Annotated in this window: 12 protein-coding genes; 3 read left to right on the plus strand and 9 right to left on the minus strand. The window is 67.6% G+C overall.

Annotation, left to right across the window (positions count from 1 at the left end):
- Positions 1-13: 13 nt before the first annotated feature.
- Together AC0Z35_RS07885 and glgA are read right to left on the minus strand one after the other, a co-directional pair.
- Positions 14-3,232 (minus strand): alpha-1,4-glucan--maltose-1-phosphate maltosyltransferase, encoded by a 3,219-nt coding sequence (locus AC0Z35_RS07885; protein ID WP_485131714.1) that lies wholly within the window; start codon positions 3,230-3,232, stop codon positions 14-16.
- A gap of 17 nt (positions 3,233-3,249) precedes the next feature.
- Positions 3,250-4,818: a glycogen synthase GlgA gene (glgA, locus tag AC0Z35_RS07890; RefSeq protein ID WP_485131715.1), complete on the minus strand. Its 1,569-nt coding sequence runs from the start codon at positions 4,816-4,818 to the stop codon at positions 3,250-3,252.
- Between the two features lie 332 nt (positions 4,819-5,150).
- Between glgA and AC0Z35_RS07895 the strand changes: the two genes are divergently transcribed.
- Complete coding sequence (locus AC0Z35_RS07895) at positions 5,151-6,920, plus strand: thiamine pyrophosphate-requiring protein (RefSeq protein WP_104145451.1); 1,770 nt, start codon at positions 5,151-5,153, stop codon at positions 6,918-6,920.
- Positions 6,921-7,052: 132 nt separating this feature from the next.
- Entirely contained in the window at positions 7,053-7,454 is a 402-nt protein-coding gene (locus tag AC0Z35_RS07900) for a PRC-barrel domain-containing protein (RefSeq protein WP_120155673.1), read from the plus strand.
- Between the two features lie 37 nt (positions 7,455-7,491).
- Here AC0Z35_RS07900 and AC0Z35_RS07905 read toward each other — a convergent pair whose 3' ends face one another.
- From AC0Z35_RS07905 to AC0Z35_RS07925, 5 genes are read right to left on the minus strand one after another with little or no spacing between them, the layout of a single operon-like run.
- Positions 7,492-8,250 (minus strand): alpha/beta hydrolase family protein, encoded by a 759-nt coding sequence (locus AC0Z35_RS07905; protein WP_046805719.1) that lies wholly within the window; start codon positions 8,248-8,250, stop codon positions 7,492-7,494.
- Positions 8,237-9,373 carry a DUF3182 family protein gene (locus AC0Z35_RS07910; RefSeq protein WP_485131716.1) on the minus strand — a complete coding sequence of 379 codons (1,137 nt, stop codon included), beginning with the start codon at positions 9,371-9,373 and terminating at the stop codon, positions 8,237-8,239. The genes AC0Z35_RS07905 and AC0Z35_RS07910 overlap by 14 nt, the downstream gene beginning before the upstream one ends.
- Positions 9,370-10,374, minus strand: a complete 1,005-nt coding sequence (locus tag AC0Z35_RS07915; RefSeq protein WP_104145454.1) for a lysylphosphatidylglycerol synthase domain-containing protein — start codon at positions 10,372-10,374, stop codon at positions 9,370-9,372. Before AC0Z35_RS07915 ends, AC0Z35_RS07910 begins: the two co-directional genes overlap by 4 nt.
- Positions 10,371-11,573: a cardiolipin synthase ClsB gene (clsB, locus tag AC0Z35_RS07920; protein WP_104145455.1), complete on the minus strand. Its 1,203-nt coding sequence runs from the start codon at positions 11,571-11,573 to the stop codon at positions 10,371-10,373. Before clsB ends, AC0Z35_RS07915 begins: the two co-directional genes overlap by 4 nt.
- Positions 11,570-12,337, minus strand: a complete 768-nt coding sequence (locus tag AC0Z35_RS07925; RefSeq protein WP_485131717.1) for an endonuclease/exonuclease/phosphatase family protein — start codon at positions 12,335-12,337, stop codon at positions 11,570-11,572. Before AC0Z35_RS07925 ends, clsB begins: the two co-directional genes overlap by 4 nt.
- Positions 12,338-12,661: 324 nt before the next feature.
- Here AC0Z35_RS07925 and AC0Z35_RS07930 point away from each other — a divergent pair, with 324 nt between their 5' ends.
- Positions 12,662-13,390, plus strand: a complete 729-nt coding sequence (locus tag AC0Z35_RS07930; RefSeq protein WP_485131718.1) for a ribonuclease activity regulator RraA — start codon at positions 12,662-12,664, stop codon at positions 13,388-13,390.
- 182 nt (positions 13,391-13,572) lie between these two features.
- Here the strand turns inward: AC0Z35_RS07930 and AC0Z35_RS07935 are convergent, their stop codons facing one another.
- Positions 13,573-13,791 carry a YMGG-like glycine zipper-containing protein gene (locus AC0Z35_RS07935; RefSeq protein WP_046805713.1) on the minus strand — a complete coding sequence of 73 codons (219 nt, stop codon included), beginning with the start codon at positions 13,789-13,791 and terminating at the stop codon, positions 13,573-13,575.
- A gap of 10 nt (positions 13,792-13,801) precedes the next feature.
- Positions 13,802-14,185: a hypothetical protein gene (locus AC0Z35_RS07940; protein WP_082134535.1), complete on the minus strand. Its 384-nt coding sequence runs from the start codon at positions 14,183-14,185 to the stop codon at positions 13,802-13,804.
- Positions 14,186-14,380 lie beyond the last annotated feature (195 nt).

Here is a 14,380-nt window from a genome sequence, read left to right on the forward strand (position 1 = left end):
TGGGCTCCGGGCGTCAACCATGCAGGGACAGACGCCAGACGCGATAGGGTTGGTCGGGGGACAGCGTCACGGTGCGCGTCGCGTCGCGCCAGGTCTCGTGGCTGTCCGTCAACAGGTCTTCGACTTCAAGATGAGCGGGCCTGGCGTCGCCGAACAACCAGAACGGCACCTCCAGATATGCGGTTTGCGGTTGGAAGGGGTCCAGGCTGACGACGGTAAGCACCACGTTGCCCAGACCCGGCGTGGCTTTGACAAAGGCGAGGACGCGGTCGTTGCCACTGCGCAGCGCGGTCAGCCCGCGATGCGTCTGCAAGGCCGGGTTGGCGCGGCGGATCTGGTTCAGCCGCGCAATCTCGGCGCGGATGTTGCCGGGCTGGCGCCAGTCGCGCGGGCGCAGTTCGTACTTTTCGGAATCCAGATATTCCTCTTTGCCCGGCACCGGCGCGGACTCGCACAGCTCGAAGCCGCTGTACACGCCCCACAGGCCCGAGCCCATGGCGGCCAGCGCGGCGCGGATCAAGAATCCCGGCCGCCCCGACGTCTGCAAGAACACCGGGTTGATATCCGGCGTGTTCACAAAGAAGTGCGGGCGGAAAAAATCGGCCGGCGGCGGGTTGGAGATTTCCTCCAGATACGCCTGCAACTCGGCCCGCTCGTTGCGCCACGTGAAGTACGTGTACGACTGCGTGAAACCCACCTTGGCCAGGCGGTACATCATCTTGGGCCGGGTAAAGGCTTCAGACAGGAACAGCACATCGGGGTGCTGCCCGTGCACCTCGGCAATCAGCCATTGCCAGAAGGGCAGCGGCTTGGTGTGCGGGTTGTCCACGCGAAAGATCCGCACGCCCTTGTCCACCCAGAACAGCACCACGTCGCGCAGCGCGCGCCACAGCGCCAGCTTGCGCGCGCGGCGGGGCGGCGAGCCGTAGAACGACACGTTGACGATGTCCTGGTACTTCTTGGGCGGGTTCTCGGCGTAGCGGATGGAACCGTCGGGGCGCCATGAGAACCAATCGGGATGCGACTTCAACCAGGGATGGTCGGGCGAACACTGGATGGCAAAGTCCAGCGCCATTTCCATGCCGTGCTCGCGCGCGGCGCTGACCAGTCGCAGAAAATCATCCAGCGATCCCAGCTTGGGCTCGATGGCGTCATGGCCGCCGTCGGCCGACCCGATAGCGTACGGGCTGCCCACGTCGTCCGGCCCGGCGATCAGGCTGTTGTTCGGCCCCTTGCGATTGCGCAGGCCGATGGGGTGTATCGGCGGCAGGTACAGCACGTCAAAGCCCATTTCCTGAATATCGGGCAGGCGCGCGATGACGTCGTCAAACGTGCCATGGCGGCCGGGCTCGCGGGCTTGCGACCGAGGAAACAATTCATACCAGGCGCTGTGGCACGCTTGCGGGCGGTCGACCCAGACGGGATACGGGTCGGGCGTGACGGTTTCAAACGGGCGCGCGTCCAGTTCCCGCATCGCCTGCGCCAGCTCGGCGCCCAGCAGCAGCGCAATGTGCGCGTCGGTGGGTGCGATGTCGGCTTTGGCGCCGGGCAGGGCTTTCAACGCGGCCTTCACCACGGCCACGCTGTTGGCCGGATACGCGTGCTGGCTGGCGCGCTTGTCGGCTTCGCGCAGCAGCAAGATGCCTTCGGACACTTCCAGGTGCACGTCCACTCCGGCCGCGTGCTTGACCTCAAGGTCATGGCGGTAGGTTTCCCAGACGTCGAACCACGCCGCCACCTGGAACTCGTGCGGCCCGATGCGGCGCGGTCGGAAGCTGGCTTGCCAGCGGTCGTTGGACAGCAGCTTGAGCGGCGTGCGCCGCCAGTTAGCTTCATCGGCGGCGCGCCAGCGGACTTCGCCCGCGATGCGGTCGTGGCCGTCCATCAGCAAGTCGGCCTGGACGGTGATGCGTTCGTGCACCGTGCACTTGATGGGGTGTGCGCCGTCGTCAACGGCGGGCGATACGCTTTCGATGGCGATGCGCAGGCCCGCGCCGCCTTCCGTGCGCGGCCCGGGATGGCGCGAGGCTTCGCGCACGGGCGGCATCGGCGTCACGGCCATCAGGGCGCAACCGCCCGCGGGCAGGGTGTCACCCGCCAGCAGGGGCGCGTCGGTCATGCGTTGGGGCAGGATGTCGCCGGGCGGCAGGCTGGACGCCACGGCGTCCCAATCGATGCGCGCCGGGGCGGCTTCGTTCGGGTTCAATGCCAGCACCGCCGTGGCGCCGTCGGGCTCATCGCGCAGCACCAGCGTGGCGCGGCCGTCGCGGCCGCCCAGCACACGCGGCGGGCCGGCAGGCGCGTCACGCAGGCTGAGCCACTGGTTGATGTCCTGCAATTGGGGCGACGCGTCGATGTCGGCTTCCGCCGCCATCCACCCGTTGGCGGTAAAGGCAGCGGCCCACGCCAGCCGCGCATCGGCATGCGGCTTGTTCGGGGCGTCGCCGTGCAGCGGCGTCGTGCTGGCCAGCACCGGGGCCACGCGTTGCAGGCGCGAGGCTTCTTCGGCCAGCCAGGCGGATTTGTAATCCCACCACGGCAGGGAAGAAAACACGCCGTCGAAACCGGCGTCGCGCAGCGTGTCCACCTGATGCGCCGTGAGCCCCGGCGTCCAGGCCAGGCAATGCGGGGCGGTGGCGAGTTGGCGCAGCGGGTCCAGCACGCCGCGCCAGCTGGTGGCGGGCAGGCGCTGGGGGGCTTCGAATACAAAGCCGGCCACGCCGGCTTGCATCCAGCGCGCCAGCCGCGCCGACCAGGCCTGCGCGAACTCCGGCGGCGGCTCGCCGGCCAGGGCCATGACGCCCCACGTGCTTACAGGCAGGCGGGGGTCGCGCGCCGGGTCGTCGGGCGGCGGCAGATACCAGCCGGGCGGCGCGGTGGCGGGCGTGGCGTCCACCGAGACGCGGTCCAGCACCACGTGCAGCATCAAGGTCAGCCCTTGCGCGGCGGTAGCGCGCGACAGGCGGGCGAGCCGTTCGGTGATGGGTTCGGTGCCGTCGCCGGTCGGGCTGGCGTCGGCGTCGATGGGCGCCAGGGTGTGCGCGTCGGCCGACCGGACCCAGGGCGGCGGAATCAACACGGCGTTGAATCCGGCGCGCTGGATACGGGCCAGCCGGGCATCCAGCGCGGCGTCGGCCGTTGCCGCCGGGGCGCCGTCCGGCAAACCCTGTGGCGCGTGGCAGATGCGCAACGCGGTGGGCGGGGAGGGGACGGGCTTGGGGGCAGCGGCCATGCGTGTGCGCCTTGTGATCAGATGGGCATCGGCATGGAGCCACGGGCTTGCCGGGTCCGCCGTTGGCGAGTGTCGGCCGACCGGGCCGGCGCGGGTTCCGCAACCGCTTGCTCTTGAACTTGCGGACGGCCGGTCAGGGATTGCAGCAATTCTTCGTACGCACCCACGGCACGCTGCCAGCTGAAGTCGGTGCTCATGGCATTGCGCTGCATGGCGCGCCACAGCATCGGGTGCTGGCGCAAGTGCATCGCGCGCGCCAGCGCAGCGGCCATGGCGTCGGGGTGGTCGCCGTCGAACAGCAGGCCGTTGGCGAACGCCATCGCCGTCAGGGGCGAATCCGAGCCGGGGTCTTCAATGGTGTCGGCCATCCCGCCCACGCGCGAGCCGATCGGCACGGTGCCGTAACGCATGGCGTACAGCGGCGTCAGGCCGAAGGGTTCGAAACGGCTGCCGTGCAGCAGGACGTCGCCACCGGCGTGCAGGCGATGCGCGCCCGCTTCGTTGTAGCCAATGCGCGTGGCGCAACGTTGGGGGTAGCGGTCGGCCAGCGCCTTCAAGGCGGTTTCCAGGCGACGGTCGCCTTGACCCAGGATGGCCACCTGCATTTCGGGGTGGGCATCCAGGGCGCGCGGCAAGGCTTCGGCCGCGACGTCGGCCATCTTCTGGTCGGTCAGGCGGCTGCCCATGACGACCAGCGTGGCTTGCGCATCCGGCGTCAGCCCGAATTCGCGTTGCAGCACCGTCTTGCACAGGCGCTTGTTGGCCAGATCGCCCGCGGTGTAGCGCAACGGGCCCAGATGCGGGTCGCGCGACGGGTCCCACAGGGCGGTGTCGATGCCGTTCGGAATGGCGATCAGGTCGCTCGCGCGTTCACGCAGCAGGCCGTCCAGGCCGCAGCCGAATGCCGGCGTCAGGATTTCACGCGCGTAGGTGTGGCTGACGGTGGTAACGCGATCGGCATGGGCGATGCCGGCCTTCATGAAGTTCAGCTTGTTCCAGGCAACGGCGGCGTGCTCGCCACGGTAGGCGGGCGGGATTCCATAGGCGGCGGCATCCTCTAGCGGGAACTGGCCTTGGAAAGCCATGTTGTGGATGGTCAAGACGGTTTTTACGTCCTGGATGCCGGCCTCGCGCATCAGCATCGGTGTCAAGGCCGCGTGCCAATCGTGCGCGTGCACCACATCGGGGCGCGCCAGGCCCGGCAGGCCGCGCGCAATACGCACGGCGGCGTGCGACAAGGCGGCGTAGCGCAGGCCGTTGTCAGGATGCTCCTGCCCGTCCTCATCCACATACAGGCCGGCGCGGTCGTACAGCGCATCGTTCTCAAGCAGCAGGAAAGACAGCTCGGACGTGGGGCACACGCCGGCCAGCAGGCGCGCGTCGCCGCCCGGCAGGTCTTCCAGCCGCGCCACTTCGCGCAAGCCGTCCAACTGCTTGGCCGCGCCTCGGTAGGCGGGCAGCAGGACGGTGGCGGGGATGCCTCGCTGGATCATCGCCCGCGTCATGCCGGTGATTGCATCGCCCAAGCCGCCCGTCTTTGCGAGCGGGAATGCTTCGGCAGCCACTATGAGAATTGTCGTCGCCATGCTTGTTGCTCCGGGGAAAGTCGGAGGGCCGCTGAAAAAGTGGGCCCGGTTCCGTAAGGCCGTCATATGCGCAAGTGGCGTGCCCAAGGGTGGGCCGCATAGGGAAAAGGCGGGCTTACCCTGGGGTGCGAGTCGTTGTTGCTGACGTTTGTAAATTTGGGAGCGGCGCAACAAACGCCGTCTTTACAGTCGCGGGGAACGGCGGTCGGGGCCGGAGCCAGCGGCCCAGCCAGGCATGGCGATTGCGGCGCGCGCAGGTTCTGGTTTTTGCTGAACCGATTGAAGCGATTGAAGCAATAGAACCGACTGAACCGACCATAAGGAGCGTCAACTTGAAAACCGTTTCCGATTTTGTCCTCGCCCGCCTGGGCGAATGGGGCGTACAGCGCGTGTTCGGATATCCCGGCGATGGGATCAACGGCCTGATTGGCGCGTTTGGAAGAAACAGCGAACTGGAATTCATCCAGGCGCGCCACGAGGAAGGGGCCGCGTTCATGGCCTGCGCCCATGCCAAGTTCACCGGGCAGGTGGGGGTGTGCATGGCCACCTCGGGCCCTGGCGCCATCCACCTGCTTAACGGCCTGTACGACGCCAAGATGGACCACCAGCCGGTGGTGGCCATCGTTGGCCAGCAAGCCCGCAGCTCGTTGGGTGGCGATTACCAACAAGAGGTGGATCTGGTCAGCCTGTACAAGGACGTGGCGCACGACTTCGTGCACATGGTGACCTCGCCCGTGCAGGCGCGGCACATGATCGACCGCGCCATGCGTATCGCCATGGAGCGGCGCGGCGTGACCTGCCTGATCTTTCCCAATGATGTGCAAGACCTGGAAGCCGTGGAAACGCCGCCGCGCGAGCACGGCACCGTGCATACCGGCATTGGCCTGACCGCGCACGCCGCCGTGGCGCCCGAGGCCGCGCTGGATAACGCCGCGTCCATCCTGAACAGCGGCGAACGCGTGGCGATGCTGGTGGGCGCCGGCGCGCTGGACGCGGGCGACGAGGTGCGCGCCGTGGCCGAGCGGCTGGGCGCGGGCGTGGCCAAGGCGTTGCTGGGCAAGGCGGTGGTGCCCGACGAGCTGCCGTACGTGACGGGCGCCATCGGCCTGCTGGGCACGCAGCCCAGCTGGGAAATGATGAACGAATGCGACACCCTGTTGATGGTGGGCACGTCGTTTCCCTATGCCGAATTCCTGCCCAAGGAAGGGCAGGCGCGCGCGGTGCAGATCGACCTGGACGGGCGCAAGCTCAGCCTGCGGTATCCGGTGGAAGTGGGGCTGGTGGGCGATGCCCGCCTGACCTTGCAGGCGCTGTTGCCCAAGTTGCAACCCAAGACGTCGGACCGGTGGACCAAGAGCATTGAAAAGAAGGTGGCGCGGTGGCGCGAAACGGTGGTGTCGCGCGCCATGGTCGACGCCAAGGGCGTGAATCCGCAGCGCCCGTTCCTGGAGCTGTCCAGCCGGCTGCCGCCGCGTTGCATCGTCACCTGCGATTCCGGTTCGGCGGCCAACTGGTACGCGCGTGACGTGCACCTGCGCGAAGGCATGATGGGTTCGGTGTCGGGCGGGCTGGCCAGCATGGGTTGCGGCGTGCCTTACGCGGTGGCCGCCAAGCTGGCCCACCCCGGCCGGCCGGTGGTGGCGCTGGTGGGCGACGGCGCGATGCAGATGCTCGGCATCAATGAACTGATCACCATCGCGCACCGCTGGAAGGACTGGTCCGACCCGACGCTGGTCGTGCTGGTGCTGAACAACGGCGACCTGAACCTGGTGACGTGGGAACAACGCGTCATGGGCGCCGACCCGCGCTTTGGCGATTCGCAATGGCTGCCGCACTTTTCCTATGCGGATTACGGCCGCATGCTGGGGCTGGAGGGCATACGCGTGACGGACCCGGAGGAAGTCGGCCCCGCCTGGGACCGCGCGCTGTCGGCCGGCCGCCCGACGGTGCTGGAGGTGGTGACCGACCCCGAGGTGCCGCCGATGCCGCCGCACATTTCGGCCAAGCAGTTCAAGGCGTACATGACGGCGCTGCGCAAGGAAGACGCCGCCACGGGCGCCGCCGCGCTGCGCGCCACGATCAAGCAGTGGTGGGCGAGCTGAACGCGGCGTCGCGTATCGAGCATCGCGCAATGGATGTCGTCGCCGTGTCCGGGCAGCTGGGCACGGCGCTTGCGGAGTTGCCTGTCCCTACCACCAGTACGCAGGGCGCAAGCCCCGCAAAGGAGATAGAAGATGGAACAACATCAAACCAATATCGTCGGCGGCCCCAAGAGCAGCCCTGGCGGCCCCGGCCCCGAAGTCATGGCCGCCGGCACGCTGGAAGGCAATGACGTCTACAACTCGGCCGGCGAAGAGCTGGGGTCCATCAAGGACATCATGATTGACGTGCCGCGTGGTCGGGTCGCTTACGCGGTGCTGTCGCGAGGTGGCGTGCTGGGCATCGGCGACAAGCTGTTTGCCATTCCCTGGGCGGCCTTGACGCTGGATACCGACCGCAAGTGCTTCGTGCTGGACATCGACGAAGAAACCTTGAAGAACGCCCCGGGCTTTGACAAGGACAACTGGCCCAGCATGGCCGACGAAACGTGGGCGCGCAATCTGCATACGTACTACAAGCAGGACATCTACTGGTAAGGCGTCTGGCCGGGCCTGGGTGCCCGGCCGTCGTGCATCACGGCACCGGCCGCGGATCTCCCATCCGCGCGCCGGTGACCATTTCAGTAACCCAGTTCACCAGGATTGCCGTGTAGGCACGTTGCGCGGATTTTTCCGTCAGCGCGTGGTCGGCGCCGTCAATGATGCGATGCGTCAGCGAATGCGAGCGCCGGAACGCCGACCGGTAACTCATGATGGTGGAGTGGGGGATGAAGGTGTCGTGTTCGGCTTCGACGATCAGCACGTCGCCGGCAAATTCGGTGCAGGCCTTCAGCGCCCGGTTCGATTCGGGCGCGACATAGCTATTGCGATAGGCGCGCAGCGTTTCCCGGTTCAACTGGTTTTTCGGCAGCAGCCATTCTTCGTCGCGATACAGCGCCGGCACGTGCAGCGCCAGCCAGCGCACGCGGCGCAGGCCGCTGAGCAGCGCCGCCAGGTAGCCGCCATAGCTGCTGCCCACCACCGCCACCGACCCCGAATCCAGAGACGGGTGCGACGCCAGCCGATCGTAGGCCGCCATGACGTCGCGCAGATTATCCTCGCGCGTCACTTGCAGCTGCTGTTCACGCGTGGCGGCATGGCCGCGCAGGTCGAACGTCAGGCAGACGCAGCCCAACGCGGCGATGCCCTTGGCGCGCGCCAGGTCAAACTGCTGGCTGCCGCCCCAACCGTGGATGAACAACACGCCCGGCACCTTGTCTTCCGGTGTCAGAAACGTGCCGTCCAGTTGCTGCCCGTCGACCGACAAGGCGATGGGATCACTATGCGCCGCCATCGGCGTCCTCCTCCAACACGCCCGCCCACTTGCTGATGTGGCCCACGGCCGAATCCACGCCGTGATACACCAGGTGCTGCGGGATGGGGCGAGGTTCTTGTTCGCCATAACGCTCGCGGGTGGCGGCGCGCACCGACATCAGCGACGGCGACAACGCAAACGCCTGCATGGCCGCCAGTTCGGCCAGGCTGGCGCCACCCGCGCGCCAGGATTGTTCCAGCACGCCCGCGCGTGGCTGCCCGGACGGGCTTTGCCCAAACGCCACGTCGTAGTTGCGACGCGACGCCAGCAATTGCGGGTAGGCGGTAGACACGGCGGTGTCGTACTGGCAGGCCAGGGCCACGGCTTGGCGCTCGTGTTCGTTCAGGTCCAGCGCGCGCAGGTCGTCGAACCCGCCGCGCGCCACGCGCAGCACCGAGCCGCCGTAGACCTGTATGCCCTGGTTGTCGGGCGTGAGCGACTGCGTGCCCACGTACGAAATTTCCATCTTGCCCACGCGCGCCCAGCCCACGCTGTAGGTGGACACGTCTTGCAGGTCTTCTTCCAGCACCAGCCCCAGCCGGCGCATGACAAGCGGCTCTTGCTCGGCCAGCGCCGCGCGCAGTTCGTCGGCGTTACGCACGACCACCTGGCCGCGCCCCGCCGTGGCATCGACGGGTTTAAGGCGTAGCGGCCCCTGGCGCAGCAGCTGCAAGCCCGCGGCTTCGGCATCGGCCACGGTGAACGCGGTGTAGCCGTTCAACACCACGTCGCGCAGGGCGTCGCCCAGCTCGTGCGCCCAGGCTTTGGGGGCACGGGCCTGGGCGGTGACCAGGCCGTGGGTGATGGCCTTGCCCGCCACGAACGAATGCGGAGCCACGCCGCCGTACAGGTCGGCAGGGCGCGTGATGCCCAGGCGCGCCGCCCGAATCGCGCCGATGATGGTGCGGTCGGGCACGTAGTACGGAGGCGGCTCATCGCGGTGCCGGGTGGGCCGGAAGTGGGGGTCGAAACGCCTGCCCAGCAACGCCGCCAGGCGGGCGGCCATGGCCTCTTGTGAAGCAATCTCGTGTTCGGACGCAGTGGCGCGGCGCGGGTACGCCACCACCAGATCGGACGCTATCAGGGGCGGATTTTTCTTCATGGCCGGGGGTGCAGCAAGTCTTGTTCCCGCCCGGCCGGCGCGTGCTTCTTGCGCCACGCGATGCGCGCTTCGAACAAGGGAAAGGCGGCCAGCGCCAGGCACATCGGCGCCAGTGCGTAGCAGGCGCGGTAAGCCAGCGCCGCGCCCAGCACTTCGGAATACGGCAGCCCGGGCGCCAGCACCGCCACGAAGATGGCTTCGGTGGTGCCCAGCCCACCCGGCACCCGGGTCAGCACCGCGGCGAAACTGGAACACAGCAAGATGCCCAGCACCACGGGGTAGGGCGCCTTGCCCTGCAACAGCACATAGGCGACGGCGCCCATGAACATCCATGACAGGCCGGCGAACACGCATTGCATGATCGCCATGCGCGCGCGTGGCAGCGTCACGCGCTGGCCCATCCACGTGGCCGACCGGCGCCGCGCGCGGGCGCATGCCCACACGTAGGCGGCCGCGCCCACCAGCATCACCGCGCCCAGCAGGCGCAGCACGCCGCTGCCCACGTCCCACCCTTGGGGCACCGGCAAGGCGCCGCTGACGAACACCGCGCCGGCCACCCAGGCATACCCGATCCAGTTCGATGCAGCCGAGAACACCGCCACGCGCGTGGCTACCGCCTTGCGGCAGCCCAGCCGCGCGTACAGGCGCAGGCGCGCGCCCAGGCCGCCCACCAGCACGCCCAGGCTGAGGTTCAGCGCGTAGCTGACCATGGCCACGCCCAGCACCGTGGGCCAGCCTAGTTTGTGACCGGTGTAGCGCTTGCCCAGCAGGTCCAGCGCGGCGTAGCTCAGATAGCCCAGCACGACCAGGCCGCTGGCCATCAGGATGGCGTCGCGCGGTATGCGGCGCATGGCCTGCCACACCTGCGGCCAGTCCACCGATCGGCCGAAATAAAACAGCAGCGCGGCGACCACCGCCAGGATCAGCCATGGCAGCACTTTCTTGATGCGCGGCCAGCGGTGGCGCAAGGTGCGCATGAATGTCGTTCGATATACCCTCATGCGGTCTCACCTTCGTCGGGGGTGGGCGGCTTGATGGTTTGCAGGCGCGGCTTGTGGGCCGGCAGCGAACCCGCCCACGCCGGAAAGCGCCGCAAGAAGTGAAACACCACCACGCCCACCCAGAAGCGGCGCAGCGCCCGGGTGGACTTGGGGCCGCTGGGCACGGGCTTGCAGTCCTGGGCGATCAGGCGGTCCAGGCTTTCGCGCAGCGCGGCGTTCAGCGAGCGGTCGCGCACCACGACATTGGCTTCCAGATTCAAGGCCAGGCTTAGCGGGTCCAGGTTGCTGGAGCCCACGGTGGACCAGTCGTCGTCCACGCAGGCCACCTTGCCATGCAGCGGGCGCTTGCAATATTCGTAGATTTCAACGCCCGCGTTCTTCAGGTAGTCGTACAGCATGGTCGCCGCCAGCCGCGCCACCAGCATGTCGGGTTCGCCTTGCAGCAGCAGGCGCACGCGCACGCCACGGCGCGCGGCTTTGGTCAGGTCGCGCAGCAGGTGGTAGCCAGGAAAGAAGTAGGCGTTGGCAATCAGCACGTCGCGCTTGGCGGCGCGCAGGCCGGCGCGGTAGTAGCGTTCGATGTCGGTGGTGTGGCCGTCGTTGTCGCGCACGACCAGGCGGCCGCCGCCGTCGCCCTCGGGCACCGACGCCGCGGCCGCGCGGCGCCAGCGGCGCGGCCGCTTGCGGTTCAGCGCCGAGCGGGCGTAATCGGCAATGTCCGCCGCCAGGGGCCCGTCGATGCGCACGGCATAGTCCTGCTTGGCCTCGGGGCCGAAGTCGGCCAGGTGGTCGGCCGAAAAATTAATGCCTCCGATCATCGCGCACACGCCGTCGATCGCCACGATCTTGCGGTGCATGCGACGGAACACGTTGGTGCGGATGCCCAGCAGGCGAGGGCGCGGGTCGAAGATATGCAGGCGCACCCCGGCTTCGGTCATTTCGCCGATGAATTCGGGCGTCAGCACATCGGAGCCATAGCCGTCCACCAGCAGGTCCACGCTGACGCCGCGCTTGGCAGCCGCGATCAGGGTCTGCTGCAATTGCCGCCCCACCTTGTCTTCAAACAAGATGAAGGTTTCGACCAGGACTTCGCGCTGGGCGGCGTCGATGGCCTCGAACGCAGCCGGAAAATAAGCCTCGCCGTTCTCAAGCAAGGTGTAGCGGTTGCCTTCCCGCCATCCCAGTTCACCGGCACTCATAACGCAATCTCCGCGGATAGGGGTACGTGGTCGGACAGGCGCGACCACACGCGCGAGGCTAGCGGCATCGGCCGCCAGTCGCGCACATTTCGAACATAGATGCGGTCAAGCCGCAGCAGCGGCCAACGCGCGGGAAAGGTGCGGGCCGGGCGGCCCAGGCGGCTGGTGAACACTTCCTGCGTGCCGCAGCCGGCCATCTGGCGGTTCGCCTTGCCGCGCCAATCGTTGAAGTCACCGGCGATCAACAGCGGTTCGCCTTCGGGCACGTCGCGCGCCACCAGCTCGCACAGGCGGTTCATTTGCTGGCCGCGATGCTTTTCCAGCAGGCCCAGGTGTACGCAGATGGCGTGCACCGGCGCATCGCCCGGCACGCGCAGCACGCAGTGCAGCAGGCCACGGCCTTCATGGCCGTCCACGCTGACGTCATGATTCTCGTAGCGCTCGATGGGGTAGCGCGACAGGATCGCGTTGCCATGGTGGCCGGCCGGGTAGACGGCGTTGCGGCCGTAGGCGTAGTCCGACCACAGCGTGTCGGCCAGGAATTCGTACTGGGACAACGCCGGCCAGGCCTCTTGGTGCCGCTCGGCGTGCACCTGGTGTTCGCCCAGGACTTCCTGCAAGAACACCACATCAGGCGCGGCCAGGCGTAAGGCCTCGCGCAGGTCGTGCAGCATGAAACGCCGGTTGAAACTGGTGAATCCTTTATGGGTATTGACGGTCAGGACCGTCAGGCTCCGGCGGGATTCGTCGGTCGGGGCGGGCATGGACTCTCCGGAGGTGGTAGATCCGCACCCTGCGCAAGTTTCGTGCCTGAGCCCCTGCGCGGGCGGATTTTCATAGGGAAATCCGGTCCGGCGGGGCTCCCTCCTGGTAGCTTGCCGGACACGGAATTGCCCGCGCCGGTCAAAATTCCCCTGGCCCGCAGGGAGTGAACCGGGGCGGAAAAGCGGGGCCAGAGCCTGGCCGGGCAGGCATAAAAAGCGGATTCAGAATCTGTAAAAACAGGGTTGTGCACCGTTTTGGCCGGCGTCACAATCGACAACCTCAACCTGTATATCCGCCCAGTCGGCGCAAGGAGACCCCGCACTATGACGATTGCCCCTCAGCCCTTGGACGCGCGCGTCGTCACGGCCCTGTCGCGCATCACGACGGCCACGCTGACTACCGTGCTGTTGAAGAAAGGCCTGCGCAACGTATGGGTGCGCGGTGCGCGGCCGCTGGCGCCAGGCGCCACCCGTATCGTGGGACGCGCCTTCACGCTGCGCTTTGTGCCCGCGCGCGAAGACCTGGCGACCCCGGCGTCGTGGGCCTCGCCCATTTCGACGCGCGCCGCCATTGAAGATATGCCCGAAGGTTGCATCGCCGTGGTCGATGCCATGGGGGTCACGGGCGCCGGCATTTTTGGCGATATCCTGTGCGCCCGCATGCACAAGCGCGGCGTGGCGGCCTTGGTGACGGACGGCGTGGTGCGCGACCTGGAAGGCGTTGAAGGCACCGGGCTGCCGGTCTGGTGCGCCGGCGCGGCGGCGCCGCCTTCGGTGGCAGGGCTGACGTTTGTCGGCTGGCAGGAACCGGTGGGCTGCGGCGGCGTGGCGGTGTTTCCCAACGACGTCATCGTGCTGGACCGCGACGGCGCGGTGCTGATCCCGGCCGCGTTGCTGGACGAGGTGGTCGACATCGCCATCGAGCAGGAACGGCTGGAAGGCTGGATCATGCAGCAGGTCGAGGCGGGCGAAAAGTTGCCCGGCCTGTATCCGCCCAATCAGGAAAACCAGGCGAAGTACCAGGCCTGGCGGGAGCAGCAGGGCGGGAAGTAGGCGGCAGCGGAGTGCTACGGCGCTTCACGTTCCGGGGAGCGCCCGGCGAGGTTCAAGCCGGCTTTGGTTGAACCTCAGTCCAGCTTCGGGCGACTTCAGCCTGAGCAAAAAAGTCCGGAACGCGGCGGCTCTCGCCGTGCGTTCCGGGCCTGACCTGATGGTGTGCAAGCAGTGGCGGCGTACTAATTGCTGCCGCGGATGTTGCCCGCGACGCCACCGGCTATGCCGCCGATGGCGGCCCCGGTCCAGGCGCTGCCGCCCGCGATGGCGGCAATACCCGCGCCCGCCGCCGCGCCTATCGCCGCGCCGGACATGGTCCCTTGCTGCTTGGACGACATATTCGTGCAGGCCGCCAGCGCGCTGATCGCGACGCACACAAGAATCGATCGGATGACTTTCATGACGGCTCCTTCAAGGCTTGCGCTTGGCGCCAGGAATGACGATCTCAAACCACAGGGTTTCGATCACCGGCCGGTCCAGCCGCGACGGGTTCGCGGCGTACCAGCTGTCCAGCCCCTCGCGCACGGAATCCAGCGTGTGCGTTTGCAGCCCCTTGGCAAAACGGGGCACCAGCGTTTGGTTGTCGGGTGGCGCACGGCGTTCCTGGTACGCGCGTTCCACTTGCAGCAGGTTGGCGATCCCCAATAGGTAGGCCTTCTTGATGTTGGGGTCGGACTCCGACCAGTGCTTGCCGGTGACCATCGGGGCGGGGTCGGCGGATTGCGCCATGCTGGGCGCGGTGCACAGCGTAGACAGCGCGAAGGCTGCCGGACCTAACAGGTGTTTCACTTTCATCGCATCGCTCCTCGCGGGCTTAAAAGATCAAAAACAACCTTTGGACGCCGTCCGCAAGACAGAGCCGCAGCGGGCCTTGAGCGGAAATCGGCAACATCGAATTTATGCCCGAAGCCGGGCGGCGGCAAGCAACGTTTGCAGGCGGGCCGGCGGGGCGGGTGTCGCGCAATTCCATGACGGCGCGTAAAATTCCGC

The sequence above is a fragment of the Achromobacter sp. 1L-A-4-B-C2 genome, from assembly GCF_057291955.1.

Excerpts from the sequence above, each read along its gene's own strand:
- glgA (WP_485131715.1), bottom strand. The coding sequence starts at position 4,818 with ATGGCGACGACAATTCTCATAGTGGCTGCCGAAGCATTCCCGCTCGCA.
- AC0Z35_RS07900 (WP_120155673.1), top strand. The coding sequence starts at position 7,053 with ATGGAACAACATCAAACCAATATCGTCGGCGGCCCCAAGAGCAGCCCT.
- AC0Z35_RS07935 (WP_046805713.1), bottom strand. The coding sequence starts at position 13,791 with ATGAAAGTCATCCGATCGATTCTTGTGTGCGTCGCGATCAGCGCGCTG.
- AC0Z35_RS07930 (WP_485131718.1), top strand. The coding sequence starts at position 12,662 with ATGACGATTGCCCCTCAGCCCTTGGACGCGCGCGTCGTCACGGCCCTG.
- AC0Z35_RS07885 (WP_485131714.1), bottom strand. The coding sequence starts at position 3,232 with ATGGCCGCTGCCCCCAAGCCCGTCCCCTCCCCGCCCACCGCGTTGCGC.
- AC0Z35_RS07910 (WP_485131716.1), bottom strand. The coding sequence starts at position 9,373 with ATGAAGAAAAATCCGCCCCTGATAGCGTCCGATCTGGTGGTGGCGTAC.
- AC0Z35_RS07940 (WP_082134535.1), bottom strand. The coding sequence starts at position 14,185 with ATGAAAGTGAAACACCTGTTAGGTCCGGCAGCCTTCGCGCTGTCTACG.
- AC0Z35_RS07905 (WP_046805719.1), bottom strand. The coding sequence starts at position 8,250 with ATGGCGGCGCATAGTGATCCCATCGCCTTGTCGGTCGACGGGCAGCAA.
- AC0Z35_RS07925 (WP_485131717.1), bottom strand. The coding sequence starts at position 12,337 with ATGCCCGCCCCGACCGACGAATCCCGCCGGAGCCTGACGGTCCTGACC.
- clsB (WP_104145455.1), bottom strand. The coding sequence starts at position 11,573 with ATGAGTGCCGGTGAACTGGGATGGCGGGAAGGCAACCGCTACACCTTG.
- AC0Z35_RS07915 (WP_104145454.1), bottom strand. The coding sequence starts at position 10,374 with ATGAGGGTATATCGAACGACATTCATGCGCACCTTGCGCCACCGCTGG.